Annotated in this window: 24 protein-coding genes, 1 pseudogene and 1 riboswitch; of the genes and pseudogenes, 14 read left to right on the top strand and 11 right to left on the bottom strand. The window is 58.8% G+C overall.

Going from position 1 to position 24,307, the window contains the following annotated elements; translation table 11 throughout:
- Window positions 1-2: 2 nt before the first annotated feature.
- The 4 genes from F3W81_RS20990 to F3W81_RS03895 all read left to right on the top strand — a co-directional run bounded on the left by F3W81_RS20990 (window position 3) and on the right by F3W81_RS03895 (window position 3,154).
- Complete coding sequence (locus tag F3W81_RS20990) at window positions 3-137, top strand: hypothetical protein (RefSeq protein ID WP_264298887.1); 135 nt, start codon at window positions 3-5, stop codon at window positions 135-137.
- 266 nt (window positions 138-403) lie between these two features.
- Window positions 404-829, top strand: a complete 426-nt coding sequence (locus F3W81_RS03905; protein WP_193082356.1) for a bleomycin resistance protein — start codon at window positions 404-406, stop codon at window positions 827-829.
- Between the two features lie 633 nt (window positions 830-1,462).
- Window positions 1,463-1,597, top strand: coding sequence for a DUF2256 domain-containing protein (locus F3W81_RS03900; protein ID WP_193082355.1), 135 nt, complete (start codon window positions 1,463-1,465; stop codon window positions 1,595-1,597).
- A gap of 63 nt (window positions 1,598-1,660) precedes the next feature.
- Window positions 1,661-3,154 carry a cryptochrome/photolyase family protein gene (locus F3W81_RS03895; protein ID WP_193082354.1) on the top strand — a complete coding sequence of 498 codons (1,494 nt, stop codon included), beginning with the start codon at window positions 1,661-1,663 and terminating at the stop codon, window positions 3,152-3,154.
- Window positions 3,155-3,471: 317 nt separating this feature from the next.
- Here F3W81_RS03895 and F3W81_RS03890 read toward each other — a convergent pair whose 3' ends face one another.
- Together F3W81_RS03890 and choX are read right to left on the bottom strand one after the other, a co-directional pair.
- Complete coding sequence (locus F3W81_RS03890; protein ID WP_193082353.1) at window positions 3,472-4,377, bottom strand: alpha/beta fold hydrolase; 906 nt, start codon at window positions 4,375-4,377, stop codon at window positions 3,472-3,474.
- On the bottom strand, window positions 4,374-5,294 hold the full coding sequence (gene choX, locus F3W81_RS03885) for a choline ABC transporter substrate-binding protein (protein WP_193082352.1): 921 nt from the start codon (window positions 5,292-5,294) through the stop codon (window positions 4,374-4,376). The genes F3W81_RS03890 and choX overlap by 4 nt, the downstream gene beginning before the upstream one ends.
- Window positions 5,295-5,424: 130 nt before the next feature.
- Between choX and betI the strand changes: the two genes are divergently transcribed.
- Window positions 5,425-6,072: a transcriptional regulator BetI gene (gene betI / locus F3W81_RS03880; RefSeq protein ID WP_193082351.1), complete on the top strand. Its 648-nt coding sequence runs from the start codon at window positions 5,425-5,427 to the stop codon at window positions 6,070-6,072.
- A 183-nt stretch (window positions 6,073-6,255) separates the two neighbouring features.
- On the opposite strand, the gene F3W81_RS03875 is transcribed toward betI, so the two are convergent.
- Entirely contained in the window at window positions 6,256-7,545 is a 1,290-nt protein-coding gene (locus F3W81_RS03875; RefSeq protein WP_193082350.1) for a plasmid recombination protein, read from the bottom strand.
- Between the two features lie 83 nt (window positions 7,546-7,628).
- Here F3W81_RS03875 and F3W81_RS20715 point away from each other — a divergent pair.
- Both F3W81_RS20715 and F3W81_RS03860 read left to right on the top strand, forming a co-directional pair.
- Window positions 7,629-8,152: pseudogene (locus F3W81_RS20715) on the top strand (transposase); the annotation flags it as partial.
- 69 nt (window positions 8,153-8,221) lie between these two features.
- Window positions 8,222-9,348 (top strand): IS3 family transposase gene (locus F3W81_RS03860; protein WP_193080726.1). Its coding sequence is split into 2 segments (ribosomal slippage): window positions 8,222-8,486 and window positions 8,486-9,348, totalling 1,128 coding nucleotides; the frame shifts between segments, so codons are not numbered across the junction.
- 69 nt (window positions 9,349-9,417) lie between these two features.
- Here the strand turns inward: F3W81_RS03860 and F3W81_RS03855 are convergent.
- The 3 genes from F3W81_RS03855 to F3W81_RS03845 form a co-directional block, all read right to left on the bottom strand.
- Window positions 9,418-10,611 carry a hypothetical protein gene (locus tag F3W81_RS03855; protein WP_193082347.1) on the bottom strand — a complete coding sequence of 398 codons (1,194 nt, stop codon included), beginning with the start codon at window positions 10,609-10,611 and terminating at the stop codon, window positions 9,418-9,420.
- A gap of 505 nt (window positions 10,612-11,116) precedes the next feature.
- Window positions 11,117-11,404 carry a hypothetical protein gene (locus F3W81_RS03850; protein WP_193082346.1) on the bottom strand — a complete coding sequence of 96 codons (288 nt, stop codon included), beginning with the start codon at window positions 11,402-11,404 and terminating at the stop codon, window positions 11,117-11,119.
- Between the two features lie 23 nt (window positions 11,405-11,427).
- The gene (locus tag F3W81_RS03845; protein WP_193082345.1) at window positions 11,428-11,982 is read right to left on the bottom strand and encodes a hypothetical protein; all 555 of its coding nucleotides are present in this window, start codon (window positions 11,980-11,982) and stop codon (window positions 11,428-11,430) included.
- 944 nt (window positions 11,983-12,926) lie between these two features.
- Between F3W81_RS03845 and queC the strand changes: the two genes are divergently transcribed.
- Genes queC through queF form a run of 4 tightly spaced genes read left to right on the top strand, consistent with a single transcriptional unit; the run spans window position 12,927 to window position 15,169 of the window.
- Window positions 12,927-13,628: a 7-cyano-7-deazaguanine synthase QueC gene (gene queC / locus F3W81_RS03840; protein WP_193082344.1), complete on the top strand. Its 702-nt coding sequence runs from the start codon at window positions 12,927-12,929 to the stop codon at window positions 13,626-13,628.
- Window positions 13,628-13,981 (top strand): 6-carboxytetrahydropterin synthase QueD, encoded by a 354-nt coding sequence (gene queD / locus F3W81_RS03835; protein ID WP_193082343.1) that lies wholly within the window; start codon window positions 13,628-13,630, stop codon window positions 13,979-13,981. Before queC ends, queD begins: the two co-directional genes overlap by 1 nt.
- Window positions 13,978-14,688: a 7-carboxy-7-deazaguanine synthase QueE gene (gene queE, locus F3W81_RS03830; RefSeq protein WP_193082342.1), complete on the top strand. Its 711-nt coding sequence runs from the start codon at window positions 13,978-13,980 to the stop codon at window positions 14,686-14,688. Before queD ends, queE begins: the two co-directional genes overlap by 4 nt.
- Window positions 14,689-14,707: 19 nt before the next feature.
- Complete coding sequence (gene queF / locus F3W81_RS03825) at window positions 14,708-15,169, top strand: preQ(1) synthase (protein WP_193082341.1); 462 nt, start codon at window positions 14,708-14,710, stop codon at window positions 15,167-15,169.
- Between the two features lie 55 nt (window positions 15,170-15,224).
- Here the strand turns inward: queF and bluB are convergent, their stop codons facing one another.
- From bluB to F3W81_RS03800, 5 genes are all read right to left on the bottom strand, one after another.
- A complete protein-coding gene (bluB, locus tag F3W81_RS03820) occupies window positions 15,225-15,905 on the bottom strand; it encodes a 5,6-dimethylbenzimidazole synthase (protein ID WP_193082340.1) in 681 nt (226 codons plus the stop codon).
- Window positions 15,906-15,955: 50 nt separating this feature from the next.
- A riboswitch (cobalamin riboswitch) is annotated at window positions 15,956-16,134 on the bottom strand.
- A gap of 1,081 nt (window positions 16,135-17,215) precedes the next feature.
- Window positions 17,216-18,118, bottom strand: a complete 903-nt coding sequence (locus F3W81_RS03815; protein WP_226941841.1) for a cation diffusion facilitator family transporter — start codon at window positions 18,116-18,118, stop codon at window positions 17,216-17,218.
- A gap of 140 nt (window positions 18,119-18,258) precedes the next feature.
- Window positions 18,259-18,894, bottom strand: coding sequence for a nucleoside/nucleotide kinase family protein (locus tag F3W81_RS03810; protein ID WP_193082338.1), 636 nt, complete (start codon window positions 18,892-18,894; stop codon window positions 18,259-18,261).
- A gap of 16 nt (window positions 18,895-18,910) precedes the next feature.
- Window positions 18,911-20,209, bottom strand: a complete 1,299-nt coding sequence (locus F3W81_RS03805; RefSeq protein WP_193082337.1) for an MFS transporter — start codon at window positions 20,207-20,209, stop codon at window positions 18,911-18,913.
- Window positions 20,210-20,394: 185 nt separating this feature from the next.
- Entirely contained in the window at window positions 20,395-20,883 is a 489-nt protein-coding gene (locus F3W81_RS03800) for a cytochrome b (RefSeq protein WP_264298886.1), read from the bottom strand.
- A gap of 177 nt (window positions 20,884-21,060) precedes the next feature.
- Between F3W81_RS03800 and F3W81_RS03795 the strand changes: the two genes are divergently transcribed.
- The 3 genes from F3W81_RS03795 to F3W81_RS03785 are packed head-to-tail and all read left to right on the top strand — an operon-like array spanning window position 21,061 to window position 24,307.
- On the top strand, window positions 21,061-21,795 hold the full coding sequence (locus F3W81_RS03795; RefSeq protein ID WP_193082336.1) for a CDP-alcohol phosphatidyltransferase family protein: 735 nt from the start codon (window positions 21,061-21,063) through the stop codon (window positions 21,793-21,795).
- A gap of 8 nt (window positions 21,796-21,803) precedes the next feature.
- The gene (locus F3W81_RS03790; RefSeq protein WP_226941840.1) at window positions 21,804-23,411 is read left to right on the top strand and encodes a sulfatase-like hydrolase/transferase; all 1,608 of its coding nucleotides are present in this window, start codon (window positions 21,804-21,806) and stop codon (window positions 23,409-23,411) included.
- Window positions 23,408-24,307: a lysylphosphatidylglycerol synthase transmembrane domain-containing protein gene (locus tag F3W81_RS03785; protein WP_193082334.1), complete on the top strand. Its 900-nt coding sequence runs from the start codon at window positions 23,408-23,410 to the stop codon at window positions 24,305-24,307. The genes F3W81_RS03790 and F3W81_RS03785 overlap by 4 nt, the downstream gene beginning before the upstream one ends.

Here is a 24,307-nt window from a genome sequence, read left to right as displayed (position 1 = left end):
GCATGAGCAGCCAAGAAAACAAACTCCTCATCAAAATCGGAAAAAACTTTGAGGCCAACGCCAGCGGCAATGTCGCTGTCGGTGCAGTCGTTGTGATTGCATTGATGCTAGTGGCGGTCGGCTTTTCTTTTCTTTGAACACGGATGGCGGCCACTCTCCTTCGGCCGCCTCCATTACCTCTTGATTATGGTTGTAAGCTATTTTCGTGTTTAGTCGAAATGGGCAGGCGACTGAAGTAGACCTGCTTTTGTGCCGGGGTGAAAGTCCGCTTCGGGCCGGAAGCGTCGCCGCGTGTGGGGCGACCAGGCGGTTGACCCTCACGCGCAGCAAGGGTCCGGAAGGAGCCCTTTCCGGATAGGCCACCTCGAGCTAAAGCTGCCCCAATATTTTTGGAGGGCATGATTTGGGTAACGCACTGGTTCCGGAGTTTTCAGTCTCTGATTGGCGACTTTCAAAAGCGTTCTATTGCGATGTGCTTGGTTTCGAGTGCGCCTATGAGCGTCCCGAAGAAGGCTTCTGCTATCTCCAACTTGGCGACGCGGAGCTGATGATTGATCAGATAGGACAGGGCCGCACCTTCGATGATGGGTATCTTCCTGTCGGCTATCCCTTTGGTATGGGGCTGAATGTTCAAATCCGCGTGCCCTCTGTAGACCCGCTTGTTGAAGCTCTTGCCAACATCAAGCACCCACTTTTCCTTCCTGTGGAGGAAAAGTGGTACCGCATAGGCGATTACCAGGGCGGAAACAGGCAATTCGTCGTCGCTGACCCGGATGGCTATCTGTTGCGGTTCTTTCAGGAACTCGGAATGCGGACCCCCGTCGCGTGATGCCGGCCGGAGACTGAATGTCGGCTTCGTCCCGCTCACCGGACCTCAGGTCAAGCCACGGTTTCGCCAGCGCAGCGAATGGCCGGTCTGACGGGCCGCACCCCAGCGACGGCGTCTTAAAGGGAACGGCGGCTTCGGGCCGTCCACGTCGATCAGTTCTGCCATTCGTGCGAAACGTCGCCGCGCCGCCGCAAATCGGCACTGAGCCGAAATTGACGGATGCGGTACAACGCTTGAGTGACCGCAAAGCAGAAATTTTGGCTCCACACATTATTCACTGCGATACTTTTGTGATCTGATCCAAGCCGACTGACGTACTCGATCAGATTGACCGCTAGAGGTGGATGGCTCATGTAAGTTGATTGGTTCAAACTAGATCTGCGTTCTGCGGATCATGCTGCCTTGGCCTGCACGGCACCGGCTGGGCAGGTTCTACCCCGAACGAATTTTTGATCATATTGCAGCCGCAAAAGCCGCGCGTGAAACGATCCGGGAGGTCCGGCGTCGCCCGTAGTTTCGTGCACAGGCCGAGGCTATCGTGACCAAACATGCTAGCCGGAAAGGCCGTTCTAGGCGCAAGGTGCCTTCACCGAAACGCTCTGACCAATTGAGCCTGTTTTTTGGAGAGTCTTAGTGAAACACCAAAAGAAATCGGATTTGCCTCAGAAGATCTGCCCCGCCTGTAGTCGGCCCTTTGTCTGGCGCAAGAAATGGGAAAAGGTCTGGGACGAGGTGAAATATTGTTCTAAACGCTGCAGGACATCCTAATGACAGGGGCGTTTCCTGACTTTTCAGACCCCGCAGAGCGAAACGACTTTGAGCCAACACCTCATGACTAAAGCCGTCATCCTGCTGCCAAATCAGTTATTTTCTGACCATCCAGCCCTGCTGAACCCTGTAAAGCATGTGGTGCTTTTCGAAGACCCGCTCTTCTTTGGCGACCCACAATATCCGGCAAACATGCACCGTCAGAAGCTTTGGCTGCACCGCGCCAGTATGGCGCGCTATCAACAGGCGCTGGTAAAACAAGGGTTGAGCGCGGAGATCTTTCCATATGACGGGCAAAAGGGGGCGTGCCTGCGGCTTTTCGAAAACCTAACAGGGCAAGAAATCACAGAAGTGGTCATGGCCAACCCGGTTGATTTCATTGCCGAACGTCGCCTTCGTGAGGCCGCCGATGACACAGGCATCGAACTTGATATCCTGCCCTCTCCTGGCTTTCTGAACAGCCCGGCCGACAATCTTGAATGGTCGCAAGGCCGTAAGCGCTGGTTCATGGCAGATTTCTATAAAAGCCAGCGCCGCCGCCTGGACGTGTTGATGGAGAATGACCAACCCCTAGGCGGGAAATGGAGCTTTGACGAAGACAACCGTAAGAAGGTGCCAAAGACGTTGCTGGCAAGCTTGCCCTGGATCGATTGGCCCGCCCATGACGCCATCGATGAAGCCGCAAAAGCAAGCGTTCTTGCCGAATTCCCAAACGCGACAGGCAGTTTGGAAAAGCTCTACTATCCGACCTCGCACGCGGGTGCCGCCGCTTGGTTCGATCAGTTCCTCGAGCGGCGACTTGACCGGTTCGGCGACTTTGAGGATGCTATTGTCGCAGATGAAAGCTGGCTCTGGCATGCCATTCTAACCCCTGTGCTGAATATCGGGCTGCTCACCCCGCGCCAGGTGCTGGACACCACGCTTACTTATGCAAAGCGCAGGGATATCCCTCTGAATTCGCTGGAAGGTTTCCTCCGTCAAATCATCGGTTGGCGTGAATTTATGCGCGCCACCTATGACGACCTTGGTGTCCCCATGCGCCGTACGAACTATTGGGGCCACCACCGCCCTATGCCCCATACCTTCTATGACGGCACAACCGGCATTGCCCCGCTAGACGGCACGATCCGGCGCGTGCTCGCGACCGGTTATTGCCACCATATCGAGCGGCTGATGGTGCTTGGCGGCTTCATGTTCATGTGCGAGATCGACCCGGACGACATTTATCGCTGGTTCATGGAGATGTTCGTGGACAGCTACGATTGGGTCATGGTTCCCAATGTCTACGCTATGAGCCAGCACGCAGATGGTGGGTTGATCACCACCAAGCCTTACTTCTCCGGCTCAAACTACATCCGGAAAATGAGCCACTGGGACAAAGGACCTTGGACGGAGGTCTGGGACGGATTGTATTGGCGTTTCATTTTCAAGCATTCAGGTGCGCTCGCAAAGAACCCGCGTTGGGCCATGATGTGCCGCACGGCAGAGCGGATGAAGCCTGAAAACAAGGACTGCCATTTGAAGATTGCCGACAAATTTCTGTCGCAACTGAATTGAACAAAGCAGAAATACACAAGAAACTGCGTCTCCCTAATAGAAGACATTACTGCAAAAAGAGTAAAGTTCAGCTTTGTCCCGCACTGCGGAAATTCCGACCCCGCCGGGGTTCGCAAGCGCGGCGAAGGGCTGCTTCGGTGGGCCGCGCTGCAGCATTCCGATCCGAGGCTGATGGTCGGCATTGGGCCGTTCGCTCCGTCGAGCCTTTGGCCCAGCCGCTCCTTGGCACCGTCCGCTCCCTGCGCATCCCTGCCTATCGAGTAGCCTGCAGCATCATCAACGGCAGCATCGTCCTGCAGAGCGTCCGCTCTTGGGGTTCAGTGTGCCTTGATGGAAGAGCAGTCCCGTAGCCAGTCCGAACAATATCGACACGTTTCCCCATCTAACCAGTGCCCTAGTCCAGCTAGCATCTTGAAGGTCGCCTGCGGCATCCTTGGTGCCAGACTTTGAGCGGCGGCTCCATCGATGCAGGGATCCCTGTCTCCGTGCAGAAGAAGTGCGGGAATAGTCAGGCCTGTCAGCGCCACGCTCCACGACGGCGAGCTTGTGATCGCCAATGCCTGCCGAAGGTAGCCACCGTCGTCCACAGCTCGGCAGACGATGGCCTTGGCGAGTTGTAGATTCTGGGGGCTTTGCGAGGGCATCAGCCCCATCGAGAAATGCGCGTTGCTCTCAACAACGGCCTCAATTGCCTCAGCCTCCGAAGGAAACGGCAGGAAGAAACGCTCCATCAGCTCCTTTGATACCTCGTCTGCCGTGATCGTGGCGTCGCCTCCGGTGCTGGACAGGGAAACAAATCGCGTAACCCGGTGCGGCGCGCGCGTGGCGAGGATTTGCGCGATCATGCCTCCCATTGAGAACCCGATGCAGGCGAACTGCCCGATCTCCAGATGGTCGGCCAGAGCCAGAACATCATGCGCCATATCGCCCAGATCGTACGCGGCTGGGACGTTTGAGCTGCCAGTCCACGAGAACCCGGAGGGAATTTCGGAGAACGAGCCGCCACATCGACCAGACAGACCGATGTCGCGGTTGTCCAGCCGGATCACCCGGAAGTCATCTGCAAGTCTATCGACAAGATCTTCCGGCCATTCGATCAACTGCATGCCGAGCCCTGCGATGAGGAACACCGCAGGCGCCTTTGATGAGCCGTCTTCCCTGTAGCAGATCTGAACACCGTTCAGGTCTGCAAACCGGTCCTGCGTACTAGTCGCGTTGCTCAAAGACCCAAGTCCGCCTTTATCACTGGCAGGGCTGCTTTGCCGTCAATTGTGGAGATACCCTCGAGCCAGACATCCAGCATTTCGGGGTGGCTCGCGATGAGCTTGCGTGCCGCTTCTTTCCCGCTCATCCCGTCATCCAAAATATACCCCATGCCTTCACTTTCCAGCGCGACGTTAAAGGTAAGCTGCGTCAGCAACTTGCCGACCTGCGGGCATTCCGAAACATAGCCTTTACGCACCTGGGTCGAGACGGTAGCGCCACCAAAATCGGCACCGTAGTAGTCATCGCCCCCTTCGAGATATTTGATGTCGAAGTTCGTATTCATCGGATGCGGCGCCCAGGCGAGGAAAGCGATCCACTTCTCACGCCGTTCAAGGCGGGCGACTTGCGACAGCATGCCTTGTTCGGAGCTCTCCACCACGTCCCAGCCCCCCAAGCCAAACGCGTCCTTGTTTACGATGTCCAGCATGATGTCGTTTGACCCAGGCTCGATCCCGTAGAGCTTCTTATCAAACTCCTCGGCATGTGCTGACAGATCCGCGAAAGAATGGACGCCAGCTTCGTAGACGTAGGAGGGAACGGCCCAAGTGAACTTCGCCCCTTCCAAGTTGGTGTGGATCGTTTCGATCGCGCCACTGTCACGGTATGCGTCGAAGTAAGTCGTCATCGCGGGATCCCAGTAGCCCATGAAGGCGTCTATATCATTGCGCTTCATCGACTCGTAGATCACGGGAATTCCCAAGATATCTGTCTTGGTCTCGTGACCCATGCCTTCAAGCAGAGTCTGCGTGACTGCCGTGGTCAGCGCCAGGTCGGTCCAGCCGGGTTCGGCGAGGCGTACCAAAGAGCAATCGGCGTAGGCCGGAAGAACCGAGGTGATTGCAAGCACGCCCGCGGTTGAAAAAAGCTGTCTCATGGGAATTATGATCCTTTTGGATAATAGATTGACCGAATGGTTCATATTTGTAGTTTTCAATTAGATTGATCGGACAGTCAATCTAATTTAGAAAGATCCCTCGGGTAGGTCAGGCCAACGGAGGCTCAAGGTGGGACGAAGAGATATCTCCAAGCTCAGACGCGCTGAATATGCCGCTGCCGCCTATCGTGCGCTTATGCGATACGGAAACGATGGCACCTCGCTGGCGCGTGTGGCCGAAGAGGCCGGCGTCTCAAAGGCCAACGTACTGCATTATTTTAAAAGCAAGGAAGCCCTGCTGGCGGCCGCGCTGCGCTATGCCAACGCAGAGCTTCTGCGTGAAGCCGTACTGTTGCTTGGCGAAGCACGGACCCCACTTGAGCGTGTCTACGCGGTCGTGGAAACCAACCTCTCGCCGACCTCCTTCCGCCCCGAGGTGGCACATGCCTGGATCGCGCTCTGTGCGGGCGTGCCTTATGTCCCGGCCTATCAACGCATTCAGACGGTTATCTACGCGCGCATGCGTTCCAACCTGATCGGCCCCTTGCGCAGCCTGCTGCCGGAAGAGGATGCGGCTCTTTTGTCTGATCTCATGACCACGGCAATTGACGGCATCTGGCTGCGATGCGGGCTAAGTCTGGACGGTTTGACACGACAGGCAGCTCGGGCCCAGTTAGAGGCGGTGCTGGACGCCCGCCTACCGGACAGCGAGGAACGGCGCGCGGCAAAGATACGGATGCTGGAAGTGGCCCGAATCCTCGTAAAGGCGCGCCGCTGATAAATTCGTGACGCTTCAATTCGCGCCAAGTGCGGCGGACAACCGTTTCAGACGCGTCGTGCCACGGTATCGCCTCGGCTGCACTTGCAACGTCCGACACATACGCGCTGGCTCCCTTTGCCCTCGCCCCCCTCGCGAGCGGCAGCCTCCGGGTACTTGCGAGCCTCCTGCCCCCTTCCCCCCTCACGGCTCCCAGTCGCGTGTGATGTCCTGTGCGTCCTGCTCGATTTCCTCCGGCAAGTCGGGGCGGCCCAGAAGGCTGCGAACCCGGTGCATCATCGTCTCGAGCCATGTCGCGCGCTGTTCGGTCTCATCAATCTTGCGGACGAGGCGCAGGATCGGCGGCAGCAGCCGCGCTCTCAGGCGCTTGGGCGCCGCTTGTACCGGCGCAGGATCCGCCATCATGATCTTCCCGCCGTCTGTCACCCGGATCGTGCCGGCCCCGATCTCCGCGACCACATGGTGAATAGCTTCGAGGCTGGTTTCGACCTCGGCCTTTTCGTCCAATACCACCCGCGCTTCCTCCACCAGTTCCGTCCGGGCCTGAGCCAGCATCTCTTCGGTCTGAGACACTTCGTCCGCCAGGGTCGCAAGGCGCGCCGCTTCCGCACGGGCTGCCGTTTCCGCCTTGGCGACGGCCGCTGCTTTTGCCTCGGCCTCCGACTCAGCCGCCTCTACCACGCCCGCACGCTGCGCCAGGTCGGCCTCTGCCGCCGCAAGCGCCCGCGCCCGCTCCGCCAACCCGGCGGTCGCCGCCGCGATCGCGGCCTCTTTCTTTTCGAGGCGCGCCTCGTAGGTCTGCCGCCTCTTCTCTTCCTTCTCCGCGAGCTCCGCGCGGGCGGTGAGCTTTTCGAGGTGCCCACGCGTTTTCGCGGCAGAAGCCACCAGCGCATCAAGCTCTGACTGATGCGCCGCCTTCTCCTGTCTCAGCGCCTCGATCCCGGCCTGCGCCTCGTCCCGGACCGCCCTCAGCTGCTCCAGCTCCAACGGCAGATCCTGGTGCAGTTCGCGCACGCTGCGGTGGAGCGTCTCGGCATAGTCCGCGCCCGCGTCCAGACGGTCGCGCTTGCGATGCCCGCGCTCAATCCCGGCGTGATAGCGCTGCATCACCTCAGCCGCGATGTCCTGCAACCGCGCCGTTGTCCCCGCCTTCGTCGCCGCGCTGACGGCAAGGCCCTTGTCTGTGTAACCGCGCAAAGTGAAATGGGCGTGGATCGTAGTCTCATCGAGGTGAACGACGAGGGACTCGAGCTGCGTGCCGAGTAGCTCAGCGATGGTCCTTGCGAGGTCCAGGAATGCGGCGTCCTGCTCCGAGGCCGACAGCGACCTGAACATCTTCGCGGCCTCGGCCCCGAAGGTGATGATGCCAGAGGTGATCACGGCGGCATCCCGTTTCATGGCACGCTGACGGCCCGCGATCTGACGCAGAGCTGCATTCTCGCGCCGGATCTCGGGCAGCGGACGTAGGGTCATCAGGACACGGTTCAGTGGAATGCCCCCACTGAAGTGGTCCACCTTTTGGGATAGAATTATCCCGTTTTCAGGAGGACGACGAGATGGCTGGCAAGCGAGAGAAGCCCGAGGATATCGTGCTGAAGCTGCGACAAGTTGAAGTGCTGCAAGGGCAAGGCAAATCAGTTCAGGAGGCCGTGCGGCAGATCGGTGTGACTGTTCAGACCTACTATCGGTGGCGCAAGGAGTATGGCGGCATGAGCCGCGATCAACTCAAGCGGCTGAAAGAGCTGGAGGCCGAGAATACCCGGCTCAGGCGTGCCGTGTCGGATCTCACGCTGGACAAGATGATCCTGGCCGAGGCTGCACGGGGAAACTTCTAAGCCCTTCCCGCCGCAGGCAGTGCATCGACCATGTGCGGCAAACCCTCAGCGTATCGGAGCGCAGGGTTTGCCGCACATTGGGTCAGCATCGCTCGACGCAGCGCAAGGTGCTCTGTGGTCTGCCGGACGAAGCCCGGCTGACCGAGGACATCACCGCGTTGGCCGAAGAGTTTGGGCGCTATGGATATCGCATGATCACTGGGCTGCTGAACAACAGTGGCTGGCATGTAAATCACAAGCGCGTTGTGGAATGCCCCCACTGAAGTGGTCCACCTTTTGGGATAGAATTATCCCGTTTTCAGGAGGACGACGAGATGGCTGGCAAGCGAGAGAAGCCCGAGGATATCGTGCTGAAGCTGCGACAAGTTGAAGTGCTGCAAGGGCAAGGCAAATCAGTTCAGGAGGCCGTGCGGCAGATCGGTGTGACTGTTCAGACCTACTATCGGTGGCGCAAGGAGTATGGCGGCATGAGCCGCGATCAACTCAAGCGGCTGAAAGAGCTGGAGGCCGAGAATACCCGGCTCAGGCGTGCCGTGTCGGATCTCACGCTGGACAAGATGATCCTGGCCGAGGCTGCACGGGGAAACTTCTAAGCCCTTCCCGCCGCAGGCAGTGCATCGACCATGTGCGGCAAACCCTCAGCGTATCGGAGCGCAGGGTTTGCCGCACATTGGGTCAGCATCGCTCGACGCAGCGCAAGGTGCCCTGTGGTCTGCCGGACGAAGCCCGGCTGACCGAGGACATCACCGCGTTGGCCGAAGAGTTTGGGCGCTATGGATATCGCATGATCACTGGGCTGCTGAACAACAGTGGCTGGCATGTAAATCACAAGCGCGTTGAACGGATATGGCGGCAGGAAGGGCTTAAAGTCCCGCAAAAGCAGCCCAAAAAAGGCCGACTTTGGCTGAATGATGGTTCCTGCGTCCGGCTGCGGCCGGAGCGCCCGAACCATGTCTGGTCCTATGACTTTGTCCAGGACCGAACCCACGACGGGCGGATCTTCCGCACGCTGAATATCATCGATGAGTTCACGAAAGAGGCGCTGGTGATCCGGGTCAAACGCAGGCTCAATTCAACGGATGTGGTCGATGCTTTGACGGATCTGTTCATCCTACGCGGTCCGCCGGAATACATAAGGTCGGACAATGGCGCAGAATTTATTGCCAAGAAGGTGCGTGCCTGGATCGGTGCCGTGGGCGCAAAAACCGCATTCATCACACCAGGCTCACCGTGGGAGAACGGCTACTGTGAGAGCTTTAACGCCCGTTTCCGGGATGAGTTGCTTAACGGCGAGGTCTTCACCACGTTACGCGAGGCCCAGATCCTGATCGAACGCTGGCGTCGTCACTACAACACTATCAGGCCACACAGCGCTTTGGGATACCGGCCGCCGGCGCCCAAGAGCATCGTCCCGATAGACCAAAGACCGACTATGCATTAACATTCAAACTGGACCACTCGATGGGGGCACTCCAGGGCGGTCTGGTATGATGTTTCAAATTTATGCTTTTTACGACGAATCTGCTGCCTCCCTAATCGCTTCCACATTGCTTACAACTGAAGATATTGAACTCTGAACTATCCAACTCGGACACAAGAAATCTGTCCACATGCGGCACATCATATGCTCTCCGATAATGAAGTAGGCTTCTTGCTCGTCCGCGAACAAATTCGAGAAATGGATTTGGCATTGGATATCATTTTCGTCCAAGTCAACCGATAGACTCGTGCCCTCCTCAAGCGCAAGTTTCTCCTCAAATGCCTCCACGTCTAGCAACGTGAATATATGAATTTCGCCGCGAACAAATCCTTCATAGTGCGATGGTTCTGAAAGTGTTAAGGGATACGGATAGTAGCACCCCCATAACTTATTGGTTTTGATTTGATTGACGGAGTTCACCAAAACTCTGGGCGAGTCAAAACCACCGAAGAGGGCCTCATAGTCTGGGTCTTCCATGATGACTACGACCTTCAGGCATCCATCGACCTCAAAACTCGAAGAACCATTTAGGTTTGCTCGTACGATCGCCACTTGCAGTTGGTTGGAGTACGATTTTGGAGCAACCGAAAATTCGGTCCTGAAAGTTGTACCCGGCAGGCCACGAAAATCATCACTGCGGTCCGACGCAAGAAAGCTATAGAGAGTCTTGAGCTTCGAATTTTGGCGTTTGCCTCGGCGGTCTTTCGTCTTGGACGATTTGATTTCGATAGGAACGGGATCACTGTCTCCCAACAGGCAAATATCGCCGTAGCGCAGAACATTTGTAATGTCGCAAAGCACTGCGGGTACGTTGTGCGAGATTGCATCTTCCAGAAGGGATACTTCATTGGCGTGTCCAGCCTTGTCTGTGATAAAGCCGCCGCTTTGCTTTGGATTTACCGTATCTACATCGAAAAAGGTTTGTTTCAAGGCAAACCTGTCCATGTAGAGAAACGCTAAGCAGTCCCCAAGGCACAAGAAGTTGTAACGCACGTATTGCCAACCTCTGGGATCAGAGCTGGCCTTCTTGGCTCCCCTAATCTTCCTTTCTGCCTCTGAGATTGCCGTAATTAGCCGCCTCTGGATTTCCAGAAGACGCGGAAAATCGTCCAGGTTTTGAGAAAACTCATGAATTTCGCGATGGAGTCTAAACAGCTCGGGGTAGAGAGAGTTCTCTTCAGGAGGATCAAAAATGTCAGGTGGCGAATAAGTCTCTGATGACATCAAATCCTCAAGAGCTGCGTGATACAGTGCGAAATTCTCTCAATCGTTTAAGGCAGCATATGTCGATCTGGTTTGGATGGCGAGCGTCCGAGCAACTCCACCTGCAATTAGCCGACATTCATGCAGTTCGCAGCGTTCAAAACGTTGGGCTCCGACCAGACTTGCGGCGGCGCAGCGCCCAAACCTTCGGCGAAGGCGACGCAGCGGGGTTTTGGTGTGTGGGCATCAGGCAGCGGCCAGACTATTCTGTTGAAAAACTCACCATATAGCCCCACTTTCAAAAAATATGTTTGCCGGTAGGTCAGTAGCGAGGGCAACTTTCCAACTTTATTGGGCGATTTTCAAGCAGCTGAGTTTTCAACAAAATAAGCCCAGTGCGGACGTTCAGAACCGTCAAACTTCAAGATGCACCGTAAGGTCCGGCGCATCAAAAAAATGAAGAAGAATCATTCAACACCAAAACCCGGATCTGAACTGTCAGTATTGCCATGCCACCCGAGGTATATCATTTGAAAAGATCATTAAAGAATGCCTCCCCGCCAGCAGAGCAAACGCCTGCCGCGGCATAAAGGTCACCCATGAATTGCTGCTCTTCTTCAGTATCGGAGACAATAAAAAATACCTCTTTATCTCCGCGCGTCATGCGAAACGAAAAACCACCTTCCCCTGAATCTGGATCAAAAAATCGGCGGAGATGTAAGTTGGCATCTTTAACAGCAGCGAAATAAGCGTTATCAGCGGCTTCGCGCCAGATAATCCTGCCAGAATTGGTGTTTGAGAACACTTCTGTCATAAACGTACGCATAGGTTTAGGTATCAACGGCTTTCCTCCGCAAGCTTTCTCGTAGCTGCTGTGGATAGGTCTGCAAGCATCTTCATCAGCGTCTTCCTTAGGTCATTGGCTGCTCGAATGGATAGCGGTTTAGCCCCTGAAAAAACCGAATGACTCTGAAGGGCGGCGATATTAATCCTCTGCGCAGACGTTTCATCTTCATACTTATCCGAAAACTCGGCCGTATAAAGTTCCAGTATCTTTGTTATTCTGGCCATGGAGAGGATTTTACTCCCTTCTAAATCCTGCAACTCTTCTTGTATTAACATCTGACATTTTGCGACGTCTTTCACCTGATGTAGCTTCACTATTTTCCTGCTGGCTTCAGAGGCTGCTGCCTTTGCTTCTTGGGAGGCTGCTCGCGCCCTGAAGGTTTCGATTATCGCAAAACCCACTCCATAGAGAGTGGCAAATCCGCTAACATTTGAGAATGCGACTTGCTCCCCACGCAAAAGGAGCGGGAAGCGGTACAAGCAGATGCCGACAATAACCATGCAGACAAGAAAATAGACCACGTGAATGTACTTTCCACCAGTCAATCAAAACCCCTAACTCTTAAAGACATAGCCGTGAGATTCTCGACGATCAGAACTAGCCTTGCAATACGCCATGAGCAGTGCTGACCTTTCATTTTTGGTCTGGGAGCTCGCTTTGGTTTATACTTTAACTTTAAGCAGTGAAGATAGGCAAGGCAAGGCGGTGCCGAGTTTAAGCCTTCCAACGCACTTCAAAGCTCCAACACACGGCCACTGGCGTTCACTTTGTGCCATCGACCCACCCGAAATGAACAAGGTCGATAAGCAAAGTGCGCCCAAAATGCCACCTTAAAAGCTCCCATTTCGCCCCCACTTTTGGGGCCTCCCTTCATCTGGGGGCCGTGTTGACCGCTGACTTCTTGGACGGTCTTTCCTGACGCGGTCTGCATGGTGATCGTCCGCTTCTGCGCTTGACGGCCGCCCAGGCGGCTCGACCGGCAGCTTCCGGGAAGTCGGCTTGGGATGACGTTGCCCCCTGAAGCATCAATCTCGCTGCGCCAGGCACGAATGTCGGCTTTGGGCCGTTCGCGCTGTCTTGACTCAGGCCAAGCCGCTCTCTGGCACCAACCGCTTCCTGCGCACAGCTGCCGCCCGCTGCGTACCGCGAAGCATCAAATTATGAAACTTCGCCTCGCCGTTCGTCCTCTTTATTCAACAAGAATCCAGGAAACACGCATCGGAGTGCGTTGTTATTGTCGCGCCGCCGCGCCACGGCTGGTGCAAATCAATCGCTGCGCCAAGCGCGAGGGGCGTGACATGCCCCCCCAGCTGCGGCATTTCGACAAATGCAAGCAGGCATCTTTCCGCTGAAATCTGGCGAAATCCACGCTCGTCACAAGTGATGTAGATTGCCTTCCGCTGCCCTCCCCTTGGCAAAAGGCGCGACTCCGTCTATCTCGCCAGGTCCCGGTCGCAGCCTACCCGGGCATCAAAACAAGGGTAAAAACATGAAGACTATCGTCATCTGCTCCGGCGGATTAGATTCCGTTTCGCTTGCGCACATGGTTGCAAGCGAACACAAGCTGACCCGCCTCGTCTCTTTCGACTACGGTCAGCGCCACCGCAAGGAGCTCGACTTTGCAGCCCTCTGCGCAAGACGTCTGGACGTGCCGCACGACATCATCGACCTGCGCGCAATCGGCAGCGCCCTGACAGGGTCCGCCCTGACCGACGACATTGACGTTCCCGACGGCCATTATGCTGAAGAGAGCATGCGTGTCACCGTGGTGCCAAACCGCAACGCGATCATGCTGACTGTGGCCTTCGGCGTTGCGGCCGCGCGCGGTGATCAGGCCGTGGCTGCCGCCGTGCATGGCGGCGATCATTTCATCTATCCCGACTGCCGCCCGGCCTTCACCGAGGCGTTCGAAGCCATGCAAAAGCTGGCTCTGGACGGATATGCAGAGGTTTCGCTTTATACGCCCTTCGTGCATCAGACCAAGGCAGACATCGTGACAGCAGGCACGCGTCACAACACGCCCTTTGCTGAAACCTGGTCCTGCTACAAGGGCGGCACGCACCACTGCGGGCGCTGCGGCACCTGTGTCGAGCGGCGAGAAGCCTTTCACCTTGCTGGCGTATTGGACCCCACGACCTATGAGGACCCGGACTTCTGGAGCGAGGCTGTCGCACGAAAGGCGCTTGGCTGATGTATCGGATTACTAAGGAATTCCACTTCTCCGCCTCGCATCAACTGTCTCACCTGCCAAACGGGCACCAGTGCGCGCGCCTGCATGGTCACAACTACGTCGTGATCGTCGAACTTGCGGCGCAAACCCTGAACGCAGACGGGTTCGTGCGGGACTACGGCGCGCTCAAGCCACTGAAGACATATATCGACGAGACCTTCGATCATCGACATCTGAACGACGTCATGGACATCCCCTCCACGGGTGAAAACATGGCGCGGTATTTCTATGACTGGTGTGCTGCGCGCTGGCCGGAAACAACCGCGGTGAAGGTCAGCGAGACGCCAAAGACCTGGGCAGAATACCGACCATGAGCCGGCTGCGTATCGCTGAAATCTTCGGTCCGACGATCCAGGGTGAAGGCGCCCTGATCGGTGAGCCTACGGTCTTTGTGCGCACGGGTGGCTGCGATTATCGCTGCACGTGGTGTGACAGCTTGCATGCGGTGGACCCGGCTTTTCGCCACACTTGGGCCGCCATGACGACAGATGACGTCTGGGACGAGATCTCACGCCTTTCACAAGGCAAACCGCTGACCGTCTCGCTGTCGGGCGGCAACCCCGCCATTCAGGACTTCAGCCAGCTCATTGTTCAGGGCCACGCTGCGGGCTACCGCTTCGCCTGTGAGACCCAAGGCTCGATCGCAAAGCCATGGTTCGCGGATCTTGATACCTTGGTGCTCAGCCCGAAACCGCCGTCCAGCGGCGAAACCGTCGACTGGGACGCGTTCGAGAGCTGCCTTGCGGCGGCGGAAACAGCCCGGCAGGTCGTCATGAAAATCGTTATTTTCGACGACCGGGACTATGTCTGGGCGCAAAAGGCGGCCGAGAGATACCCCGCCCTGCCTCTCTATCTGCAGCCCGGCAATCCTGAGGTCGATCCCTCCGTTCCCCTCAACCCGCAAGACCTGTCGGACAAGCTGCTCTGGCTGGTCGAAAAGGTCATGGCTGACGGCTGGTTCGCGCCTCGGGTGCTGCCGCAACTTCACGTCCTGCTCTGGGGCAACAAACGCGGGGTCTGACCCGGTTGAGGAGAAACACATGCAAACCATCTACAGCGACCTGACACAACTCGGCGGCAAGACCGACCTGCCCGCCTCCCCCGAAGACGCCGTGCTGGAGCGCGTCGCCAACCCGCAGGCCGACGTGTCCTACTGCGTGCGTTTCACCGCGCCAGAGTTCACCTCTCTCTGCCCGATGACCGGACAGCCGGACTTTGCGCATCTGGTCATCGACTACGTGCCCGATGCGTTTCTGGTTGAATCGAAATCCCTCAAGCTGTTCCTCGGAGCATTCCGCAATCACGGCGCCTTTCACGAGGACTGCACGATCTCTATCGCCCGGCGCCTGGTCGATCTGCTGTCGCCGCGCTGGCTGCGCATCGGCGGATACTGGTATCCGCGCGGTGGCATTCCGATCGACGTCTTCTGGCAAACCGGCGCCACGCCGGCTGACGTGTGGATCCCGGATCAAGGCGTCCCGCCCTATCGCGGCCGCGGCTGAGCGTCGTGTTCCTCCCGTGTGCCATCGGCGCACGGGAGGCAAAGAACCACGCCCCTCAGGGCTCTCCCTGCCACTTGCCCTCGAAGATCAGATCTTCCAGTGGTGTGCGCCGGGCCCAGCCTTTGACCTCAAGCTCGGGCTGCTCATACAGCTCATCGACATAGCCGAGGCAGAGGTACCCCACGATCGCGATCCGCTTTGGAATGTTGAGCAGAGTCCTCAGGTCAGCATCATGAAAGATACTGACCCAGCCCATGCCAATGCCTTCGGCCCGTGCCGCAAGCCAGAGGTTCTGGATCGCGCAGACGGTACTGTAGAGGTCCATGTCCCGGTTGTGGGTGCGGCCCAGCACCACCTCGCCGCCGCGCGTGCGATCGCAGGTCACACAGATGTTCACCGGCGCCTTGCGGATGCCCTCAAGCTTCAGCGACCGGTACGTCGCCTGACGGTCCCCGCTGAACATCTCGGCGGCCTCTTCATTGGCCCGGCTGAACGCTTGCCAGATGCGGTCACGGTCTTCCTGCGCACGCAGGATGATGAAGTTCCACGGCTGCATGAAGCCCACCGAGGGCGCATGGTGTGCCGCATTCAGAAGCTTGTTCAGCACCTCGTCCGGGATCGCATCCGGCAGGAACTGGTCGCGCACATCGCGGCGCGTATGGATGGCTTTGTAAACGGCGTCGCGTTCGGCGTCTGAAAAAGGCGTGGCTTGCGTCAGCGCGCAGATCTCTGGCATTGTTTGATCCCCAACAATACTTGAAAGCGCCCGCCGCACTGTCCGCGTGCAACCGGCTATGCTGTCTGGCCGGTCTTCTGACTCAGGGTCGTCTGATCAAAGCGCCTTCCCGGATTGCTCCAGTGGCATGAACTAAGACCATCCCCTTTACAGCGTTGGGCACGTGCCGGAGTTTCACCAGCTTCCCGATTCTCCCAGCAATGCGGGCACCAGACAGCGGCAAAAGCGCATGAAATACGGTCCAGAACAAGACCGAACCTGCCGCGAAGCGGTGAAGTTGCTGATGGCCAGGGAGATCTCCCAATTCGAGGCGGCCCCCTCTCCGGCACCCCCAATAAATCGCAGCGGCAGATCGACGATCATCTGGGTCTTCAGCAAATTTGCCCCTTGGTGAAAGTGTGACATAAGACTGTGACATAACGCACGGATGGAAGCGACAGATCGCCATATATTTCAATGACTTACGGGAGAAAAGTTTTGGCTCCGGTCCCTACCGCCGGAGCTTTAAAAAACGTCTGGCCATTGAGCTTAAATTGATAAGTTGTTTTTAACCCCACAGCCACACAGCCACACAGCGCTGTAGAACTAGTTCCAGCATTCGCGACCACCCGCCGCCACATACGGAGAACGCCTTTTGTCCACACCCCTACCATTTTCTTCTTGCACTGCATCGCGAAGGGCTCTGCAAAACCCCACATTGGCAGTCCTCGTTATGCGCCACAGGTGTCTATCATCTGCCGCAAACTGCACTACGATTAGCGCCGAATGCCTGATCCAATTTCTAACGGAAAGATGACGCCGCTTCAGTCCAAGACGTGATTTACAAGCGCGGCACGAACGGAACTTGACCGGACCAAGCGGCAGTGGAGGATCACTTTCCTGTACTCATTGTGCCCCACCTAAAGGAGGACCCGAGCTACAACTGGGCTCGCCGTTCGTTCCAAGAAGCACTTGCCGACATCGGTCCTTCCGGCAGACAGAACCACCCCCCGTCATTCTCAGTTGGATGACGGCGCGACAAAAGCCCAAGCTGTAGACGCAGCAGACCATGGTCGCCTTCGTGTTGCGGGATCTGCGCTCAGAGGCAAGCTTCAACAAAATGTTCATCGCGGCCCCTTAAGTATACGAGGTGTCGCCAGAGAGAGACTTGATTCCTCTGCGAACATAATAGTCGCAAACCAGTCCACAAATGCTGGCTAGGAACGTCGCTGCCTAGGGTATCCACATTCCGAAAACAAAGCGGCTGCAAAAATCAGCCTTTGCGTTGCCTGAACTCGATACGCACCGCAGCCATCCTATCTCGTGACCGTCTACATCGCTGGGTCACATCCCACAGCAATGCCGGTTGGCTTGGTCTTGTGTTCAGGTTCGACGTGAATGGTGATCCTAGCGCCTGCAACGGCGTCGGCCAGCGCAGCCTCGACCCGATCGCAGATTTCATGGGCATCAAACACGGTCGTCTCACCCGGAACCACAAGGTGAAAGTCGATGAAGGTCACGGTCCCGGCCTGTCTGGTGCGCACGTCATGCGCCTCAAGCGCGCCACCGGCCTCACGTATGATAACCTGCTGCACTGTCTTCAGGGTGTCTTCGGGCACCGCCTCATCCATCAGACTGCTCAGGGATTCCTTGACCACTTTCGAGCCTGACCAGAGGATATTCACCGCGACAAGTGCCGCCATCGCCGGGTCCAGTATCCACCATCCCGTCACAACCGCCAGCACCAACCCCAGCGCCACCCCGCCCGAGGTGAAGACATCCGTGATCAGATGTCTTCCATCAGCGACAAGGGCCGGAGATTTCAGGGTTTTGCCACGGCTGATCAGGACCCAGGCCCAGGCCCCATTGATGGCCGTCGCCACACCATTCAGAACCAGCCCCAAAACAGGTGTTTCCACCCCTATCGGGTTTGCCAGACCTGCATAGGCTTCGCGCAGGATCAGCAGGGCAGCGAGGATGATCATCACCCCTTCCAGCACCGCGCTGAAGTACTCCGCCTTGTGGTGACCGTAGGGGTGGTTGGCGTCCGCGGGTCGGCTGGCGATCCGAATGGCAATGATTGCCGCGATGGCGGTCGCGATATTGACGGTGCTTTCAAGGGCATCCGACAGCAGAGCGACAGATCCTGTGATCCACCACGCCAGAACCTTGAGGCCAAGAACCAGAGCCCCGATCAAAAGGCTGCCGAGAGCGAGCTTGATTGTGGTCGTCACGGCGATGTCCCGTCTGCAAGGCTCCCTGACCTTATCCCCTGTTCCTTGCATCTTCAATAACACGCGGCGAAGTCTATGCAGGACAGCAGTATTTCCGCTCAGTCTCGCGCCTTGGCGTGCCGGGGGTCCTCCCCCCCAGATCACTCAGCAGAATTGTTCAGCGTGAAATCGGCGGGCCGACTGTTTGCAAGGACTTGCTGCATATTGATCAGATCGTTTTGCGCCACTTTGGCCTCGGCCTCATCTTTCGGCAAATGCGCCCACCTCCGGAGCAGCCGTTTTCGCAGGACCGCCTCAGGCACATCGATCATCATTGTCATGTCAAAGTAGGGTTCAAGCCCCAACCACGCGGGATCCTTCAGCAGCAGGTAATTCCCCTCGACGATCACCAGAGGGACTTCGGGGCCGATGATCCTTGCGCCTGCGCGCGCGATCTCCAGGCTTCGATCGAACACAGGAACCGCGACGGGCACATCGGCGGCCGCCACACGCGCGATGGTGCTTTTCAATCCCCCGACGTCAAATGTGTGCGGTGCGCCTTTGCGCGCAAGATCACCGCGCGGCCCCAGGATCAGGTCATCATAGTGATAGCCGTCCATCGGCAGGATCGTCGCGCCCCCGGGCATCACCACCTGAAGACGCTCCAGAAGCAAAGCCGAGAGATGGCTCTTGCCCGCACCGGGCGGACCGGCGAGCGCGACAATCCTGCGCTCTGGCCCTTTTGAGAGGCGCGCCATCTGCACGACCAGTTCATCAAAGTCTATTGGCTGCGACATGCCGTCCTCCTTCAGATCAACGCTTGAGGCTCTGCCCCGGGTTGCGCTCTTCCACGTTCGATGCAGCCTCCCTGTCCGCCTCGGCGTTTTCGGCGGCCCAGACCCCCGCAGCTTCCACCGCGACGGGCGAACTTGAGGGCAGAACATTCAGATAGCTTTCGGTGTCATCGACCGGGATAACCGCGCGCTGCGTCATACGGTAGAGCGCATAAAGAGCGATGGCGCAAAAGGTCGTCCCGAGCACGAGCCAAAAGGCAGACGGCCCTAACCCCTGCATGGCCCAACCTGTGCTCAACGGGCCTGCAATTGCGCCCAGCCCGAACGTGAAGACAAGGCCCCCGGACGCCGCCGGCATCTCCTCTGCGGAAAGGGCGTCATTGGTGAAGGCGAGAAACAGCGCGTAGAGCGGCGTGGTCACACCGCCCGCGAAAAATGCAGCCACCATGAGAGGCCACAGGTCGCCGCTTGTCCCCCATCCCAACCCGCAGGAGGCCGCACCCACAACGGCAGCGCCGAAGATCAGTTTGCGCCGGTCCATCTGGTCCGACAACCAGCCAATGGGATATTGCAGCACCAAGGCCCCGGCAAACAGCATCGCGATGAACAAGGCAATCTGCGCCGTCGTCAGACCGATCTGGCTGCCAAAGACCGCCCCCATGCCGGATTGCGTGGCATAGACACTGCCCAGCAGAAAGATCCCCACCGTGCCAAGGGGCGAGCCGGCGAAAAGGGTGCGCAAAGGCATCGGTCGCGCCACCTCGACGGCAGGCGCAGGCGCCACGGACAGCAGGATCGGCGCAAAGGCGAGGGAGACAAGGATCGATGCGCCGATAAAGAGCGTGGAGGTCCCGGCGTCGCCCAGGCTCAACAACCCCTGCGCGCCGATGATCCCCAGCGTCTGCGCGATCATGTAAGCTGACAGAACCTTGCCGCGTGTTTCATTGGTGGCCGCATTGTTCAGCCAGCTCTCGGCCGTGACATAGACCCCCGACATGCAAAAACCCACCGCCAAGCGCAGTATGGTCCAGGCGATGGGGTCGGTCAGCAGCGGAAAGGCGATCAGCCCTGCCGACATGAAACTGGCGAGCGCTGCGAAGACGCGGACATGACCGACCCTGCGGATCAGAACGGGGCTCATCCGCGCACCCGCCAGAAAGCCCACGAAATATCCCGAGGTGACAATCGCCAGTGCCCCGGCTGAAAACCCCTCGATCCCGCCGCGCAACCCGATAAGCGTGAAGTGCATGCCGTTGCCCAGCATGATGAGGACGATGCCCAGCAAAAGGGCCCAGATCCCGGACAGTACTTTAATCATGCGCTCTGCTTTCGTGAGGTTGGCCTTTCAGGCTTTCAGAGACTTTGCACAAAAGGCCCCGCCTCAGCGTCACATCTGCGCCGCAAACATGACGCTTTACGACAGCGCGACGCACCGGAGTCCTCTTTTGCGACGTCCAAAGAACACGGGGATACGGCCCGCCCCGCAAAACACGCACAACCGCCTCACACCGGAGGCCACATCCGGCTGAAGACACCGTCACGCTTGATCAGCCCGTGTATCATCGCGGCTCCGACATGGCCCGCAAGCAGGACAATCAGCACCGTTTTGCACAGCGCGTGAAATGCACTGGCGGCCTCGGCCAGGGTCTCATCTCTGCCGATCAGGCCGCCCATCAGCGGATCCCAGAATTCCATCGGATACCCGCCCGCCTGAACGCGAATGATGCCCGACACTGCCATCAGCAGCAGCGTGAGATAGAGCAGGGCGTGAACAACCCCGGCCGCAATCGCCTGAGGACGAGACACGCTATCAGGCATCGGCGGTGGCCGCTTCAAAACACGCAGCACAAGGCGCAACATGACGAGTATCAGCACGATCGGACCAATATTCTTGTGATACAGAAAAAGCCCGTTCTGCAGCGGACGCGACAAGCCCTCCTGCACCATCACCAACCCCGCCGGAAGAGTGCTGAGCACCAGCAGAGCGGTCACCCAATGCAGCGCTCGCGCAGCGGAGACATATCGCAGCGGTTCGCCGGTTTGTGACATGCGCCTCAAAGCAGTCACTCCTCTGAACTGATCCAGTTCAACCTATGCGGCGTATTCCTCTACGTAAACAGCAACAAGGTTGACAGCAGGACCCATGGCGACGCTTCGTTTGAGATGAAAATGTCTCACGCCCCTCAAAGCGTCCCCGCGACCCATCCAAGCGGACTGCGCCCAATCGCCAAGCATGTGCTGCTCTCAGCGGCGCTGACAGTGGTGGTTTTGGCGGTGTCCTGGGTGCTCGCGGGGCGCATCTTTTGGCTTCCCGTTCTGGGGTTCGTCCTCGGCTCCGGTGCCGTGGCAGTGTTGTTGTGGCGCCACTGGAGCGGCTCTCACCTTGGCGCTGCAAATGCGCTGACACTCATGCGACTGGCTCTTGCGGCGCTGATGCTGCTGCCGATCGCGCGTCCAGACCTGACGCAGGGCGCAACCGGCTGGGCGATCTTTGCTCTGGCGCTGATGACACTGGCGCTGGACGGCCTGGACGGCCCCCTGGCGCGGCGTAGTGGGCTGGCGGGACCCTGGGGCGCGCGTTTCGACATGGAGGTCGATGCCGTCTTCGGACTGCTTCTGGCGCTGGTCGTCTGGCGCAGCGGGGCGGCAGGCGTCTGGGTCCTGCTGCTGGGCGGAATGCGCTACCTGTTCGTTCTGGCCTCTTTTGCCCTGCCTTGGCTGGCACAGCCCCTGCCCCAGCGGTTTCGCCGCAAACTGGTATGTGTCCTCCAGATCGGCGCACTGGTCGTCATGCTCGCGCCACTCGTCACGCCTCCGCTCAGCCAATGGATCGCGCTGGTCGCGCTCGGGCTGCTGACGTGGTCCTTTGCGCTGGACGTCATCTGGCTGGCGAGACGGAAATGAGACGCAGCGTGCGACAGATCATGGCGCTGGCCTCCTCCGCCCTGCTGATCGATCTCGTGCTGATCCAGCCGAACCACCCCTCGGCGATGAGCTGGCAGGCTTTGCGCCTCGTGCCACTGGAGCTGCCGGTTCTGCTGCTGGGATGTCTCGCAATAGGGCGCAGGGCCGTGCCTCTGGCGGCGCTGGCGTCTCTGATGCTGACGTTCATGATCGTGCTGAAGCTTGCCGATTTCGCGATCTTTTCCGCTTTTGACCGAGGCTTCGATCCTCTGGCGGATATGCACCTTTTGCCAGCGGGGGTGCAGCTGCTGTCTGGCACGGTGGGACGGACTGGCGTTGTGTTCGCTGGCCTTTTGCTGTTGCTGCTGCTTGCTTCAGGGGCGGCGCTGCTTTTTCTTGCGCTGCGGCTCTGGGCCCGCACCGGCAGCCAGTTGCCTCAAACGCCGAGAGTGATTTCGGGAGTCGTCGCCCTGATGTTCGTCGGCCTCTGTGTCGCGGAAATCCGTACTGCGCTGAACGGATGGACCGGCTGGCAGCCACCGGGGTCCGCCTTCACCTCCCGCCTCGCCGCCGAACATCTGCGCGATTTTGCCCGTTCTCACGCGGAACTGGCCGCATTCAAACGTGCCGCTGACAATGATCCCTGGCAGGAAAACAGCGCTCTGCTGTCACGGCTGGAAGGACGCGACGTGGTGATTGTCTTCGTGGAGAGCTATGGTCGCGCCGCCTTCGACAACCCTCTCTACGGCGCGCGCCATGCCGACACTCTGAGCTCTGGCATGGCTGCGCTGGAGACAGCGGGCCTCGTCGCACGCTCAGGCTGGTTACAATCGCCCGTCATTGGCGGTCAGAGCTGGCTTGCCCACGGCACGTTTGCCACCGGTCTGGAGGTCCAGGATCAGCGGCGATACAACGCCATGCTGGCCAGTCCGCGCCAATCCCTTTTCAGCTTGGCGACGAAGGCAGGCTACGCCACCGCCGCCTTCGCGCCAGCCATTGTCATGCCCTGGCCCGAAGGATCAGTTCTTGGGTTTCAGTCGATCTACGCCGCCGCGGATCTGGGCTATCAGGGCCAGCCCTTCAACTGGGTGACCATGCCGGACCAGTACACACTGTCGGCCTTTGACAGGATCGCGCCCCGTGGCGCACCGCTGATGGCCGAGGTCGCCCTGATTTCCAGCCACGCGCCCTGGACACCTGTGCCCAAAATGGTTGCATGGGATCAGATCGGTGACGGACGCGTCTTTGATGCCGCAGCCGTCACAGGTCCCTCCCCACGTGAGGTCTGGGCCGATCCGGATCGCATACGCGATCACTACGCAAGAGCCTTGGACTATTCCCTGCAAACCGTTCTGTCATGGGCCGCGCTACCGCGCGCGAAGGCGCCGCTGCTGGTCGTGCTGGGCGACCATCAGGCGGCGGGCTTCGTGTCGCAATATGGCGGCAAGGATGTGCCCATTCACCTGATCGGCCCACCCGAGGCCATTGCTCTGTTCGACACATGGCAGTGGTCGCCGGTCCTGACACCGGACGCAGAGCTCGCCCCTTGGCCCATGCAGGCCTTTCGCGACAGATTTCTTGCGGCGACCAGCGCGACAACCGGGGACGGATCATGAGATTGCTGCGCATCGCCTTTCCGCTAGCGCTCATCGCGCTCTGCCTGATGCTGACCGATGGGCGCGCCGCACTGGCACGGCTGGCGGATGTTTCGCCTGGATGGATGATCGCCACACTCTGCCTGCTGAACGCCGTCACGCTGCTGTCGGCCATGCGCTGGCGGATGACCGCAGCCGCGCTGGACCTGCGGATTCCCATGGGCGAAGCGGTACGGGAATATTACCTCGCGCAGCTCGCCAATCAGACCCTGCCCGGCGGCGTGCTTGGCGACGCGGCCCGCGCAGTCCGCAGCCGCAAGGGCGGCACAATGCGCCGCGCCGCACAGGCAGTGGTGCTGGAGCGCGTGGCCGGTCAGGCCGCCATGGCGACAGTCGCGCTCTGCGGTGTCTGCTGGAAGCTCGTATCCTCGGCCCCCCGCCTCACGGAATCGGCAGCCGTCCCCCTTGCCCTGTGGCTACCCGCCGGGCTCCTTTCTCTGCTGCTCTTGGCGGGCGGCGTCCTTGCCGTTGCCGGATCTGGCGAGCGCCGAGACGCCTGGCGCACGGCCGCGCACAGGGCCCTGTTGCATCAGTTTCCGGCTCAGGCGACGCTCTCGCTCATCATCGCTCTGCTGACCGTCGCCGCCTTCGTCACCGCCGCCCGTGCCACTGGCAGCGTGCTCTCGCCAGGAATGGCGGCGCTGATCGTGCCCCTGATCCTGACCGCGATGCTTCTGCCAACCTCTGTCGCAGGCTGGGGCTGGAGAGAGGGGGCAGCGGCCGCCTTGTTTCCAATGGCCGGTCTCAGCCCTGAAACCGGACTTGCCGCCAGCATCGCATTCGGCATCGCGGCGCTGATCTCTGCACTGCCCGGCGCATTCTTCGTCACCCGCACGCGCACCGCCCACCCTAAGTAA

The sequence above is a fragment of the Pseudooceanicola spongiae genome, assembly GCF_014899185.1.
GTDB classification, from domain to species: domain Bacteria; phylum Pseudomonadota; class Alphaproteobacteria; order Rhodobacterales; family Rhodobacteraceae; genus Pseudooceanicola; species Pseudooceanicola spongiae.
Note: the sequence above shows the minus strand (reverse complement) of the source record. Positions and strands in the feature narration are given on the sequence as shown.

Excerpts from the sequence above, each read along its gene's own strand:
- F3W81_RS20990 (WP_264298887.1), top strand. The coding sequence starts at position 3 with ATGAGCAGCCAAGAAAACAAACTCCTCATCAAAATCGGAAAAAACTTT.
- F3W81_RS03895 (WP_193082354.1), top strand. The coding sequence starts at position 1,661 with ATGACTAAAGCCGTCATCCTGCTGCCAAATCAGTTATTTTCTGACCAT.
- choX (WP_193082352.1), bottom strand. The coding sequence starts at position 5,294 with ATGAGACAGCTTTTTTCAACCGCGGGCGTGCTTGCAATCACCTCGGTT.
- F3W81_RS03875 (WP_193082350.1), bottom strand. The coding sequence starts at position 7,545 with ATGACCCTACGTCCGCTGCCCGAGATCCGGCGCGAGAATGCAGCTCTG.
- F3W81_RS03855 (WP_193082347.1), bottom strand. The coding sequence starts at position 10,611 with ATGTCATCAGAGACTTATTCGCCACCTGACATTTTTGATCCTCCTGAA.
- F3W81_RS03850 (WP_193082346.1), bottom strand. The coding sequence starts at position 11,404 with ATGACAGAAGTGTTCTCAAACACCAATTCTGGCAGGATTATCTGGCGC.
- queC (WP_193082344.1), top strand. The coding sequence starts at position 12,927 with ATGAAGACTATCGTCATCTGCTCCGGCGGATTAGATTCCGTTTCGCTT.
- queD (WP_193082343.1), top strand. The coding sequence starts at position 13,628 with ATGTATCGGATTACTAAGGAATTCCACTTCTCCGCCTCGCATCAACTG.
- queE (WP_193082342.1), top strand. The coding sequence starts at position 13,978 with ATGAGCCGGCTGCGTATCGCTGAAATCTTCGGTCCGACGATCCAGGGT.
- queF (WP_193082341.1), top strand. The coding sequence starts at position 14,708 with ATGCAAACCATCTACAGCGACCTGACACAACTCGGCGGCAAGACCGAC.
- bluB (WP_193082340.1), bottom strand. The coding sequence starts at position 15,905 with ATGCCAGAGATCTGCGCGCTGACGCAAGCCACGCCTTTTTCAGACGCC.
- F3W81_RS03810 (WP_193082338.1), bottom strand. The coding sequence starts at position 18,894 with ATGTCGCAGCCAATAGACTTTGATGAACTGGTCGTGCAGATGGCGCGC.
- F3W81_RS03805 (WP_193082337.1), bottom strand. The coding sequence starts at position 20,209 with ATGATTAAAGTACTGTCCGGGATCTGGGCCCTTTTGCTGGGCATCGTC.
- F3W81_RS03795 (WP_193082336.1), top strand. The coding sequence starts at position 21,061 with ATGTCTCACGCCCCTCAAAGCGTCCCCGCGACCCATCCAAGCGGACTG.
- F3W81_RS03785 (WP_193082334.1), top strand. The coding sequence starts at position 23,408 with ATGAGATTGCTGCGCATCGCCTTTCCGCTAGCGCTCATCGCGCTCTGC.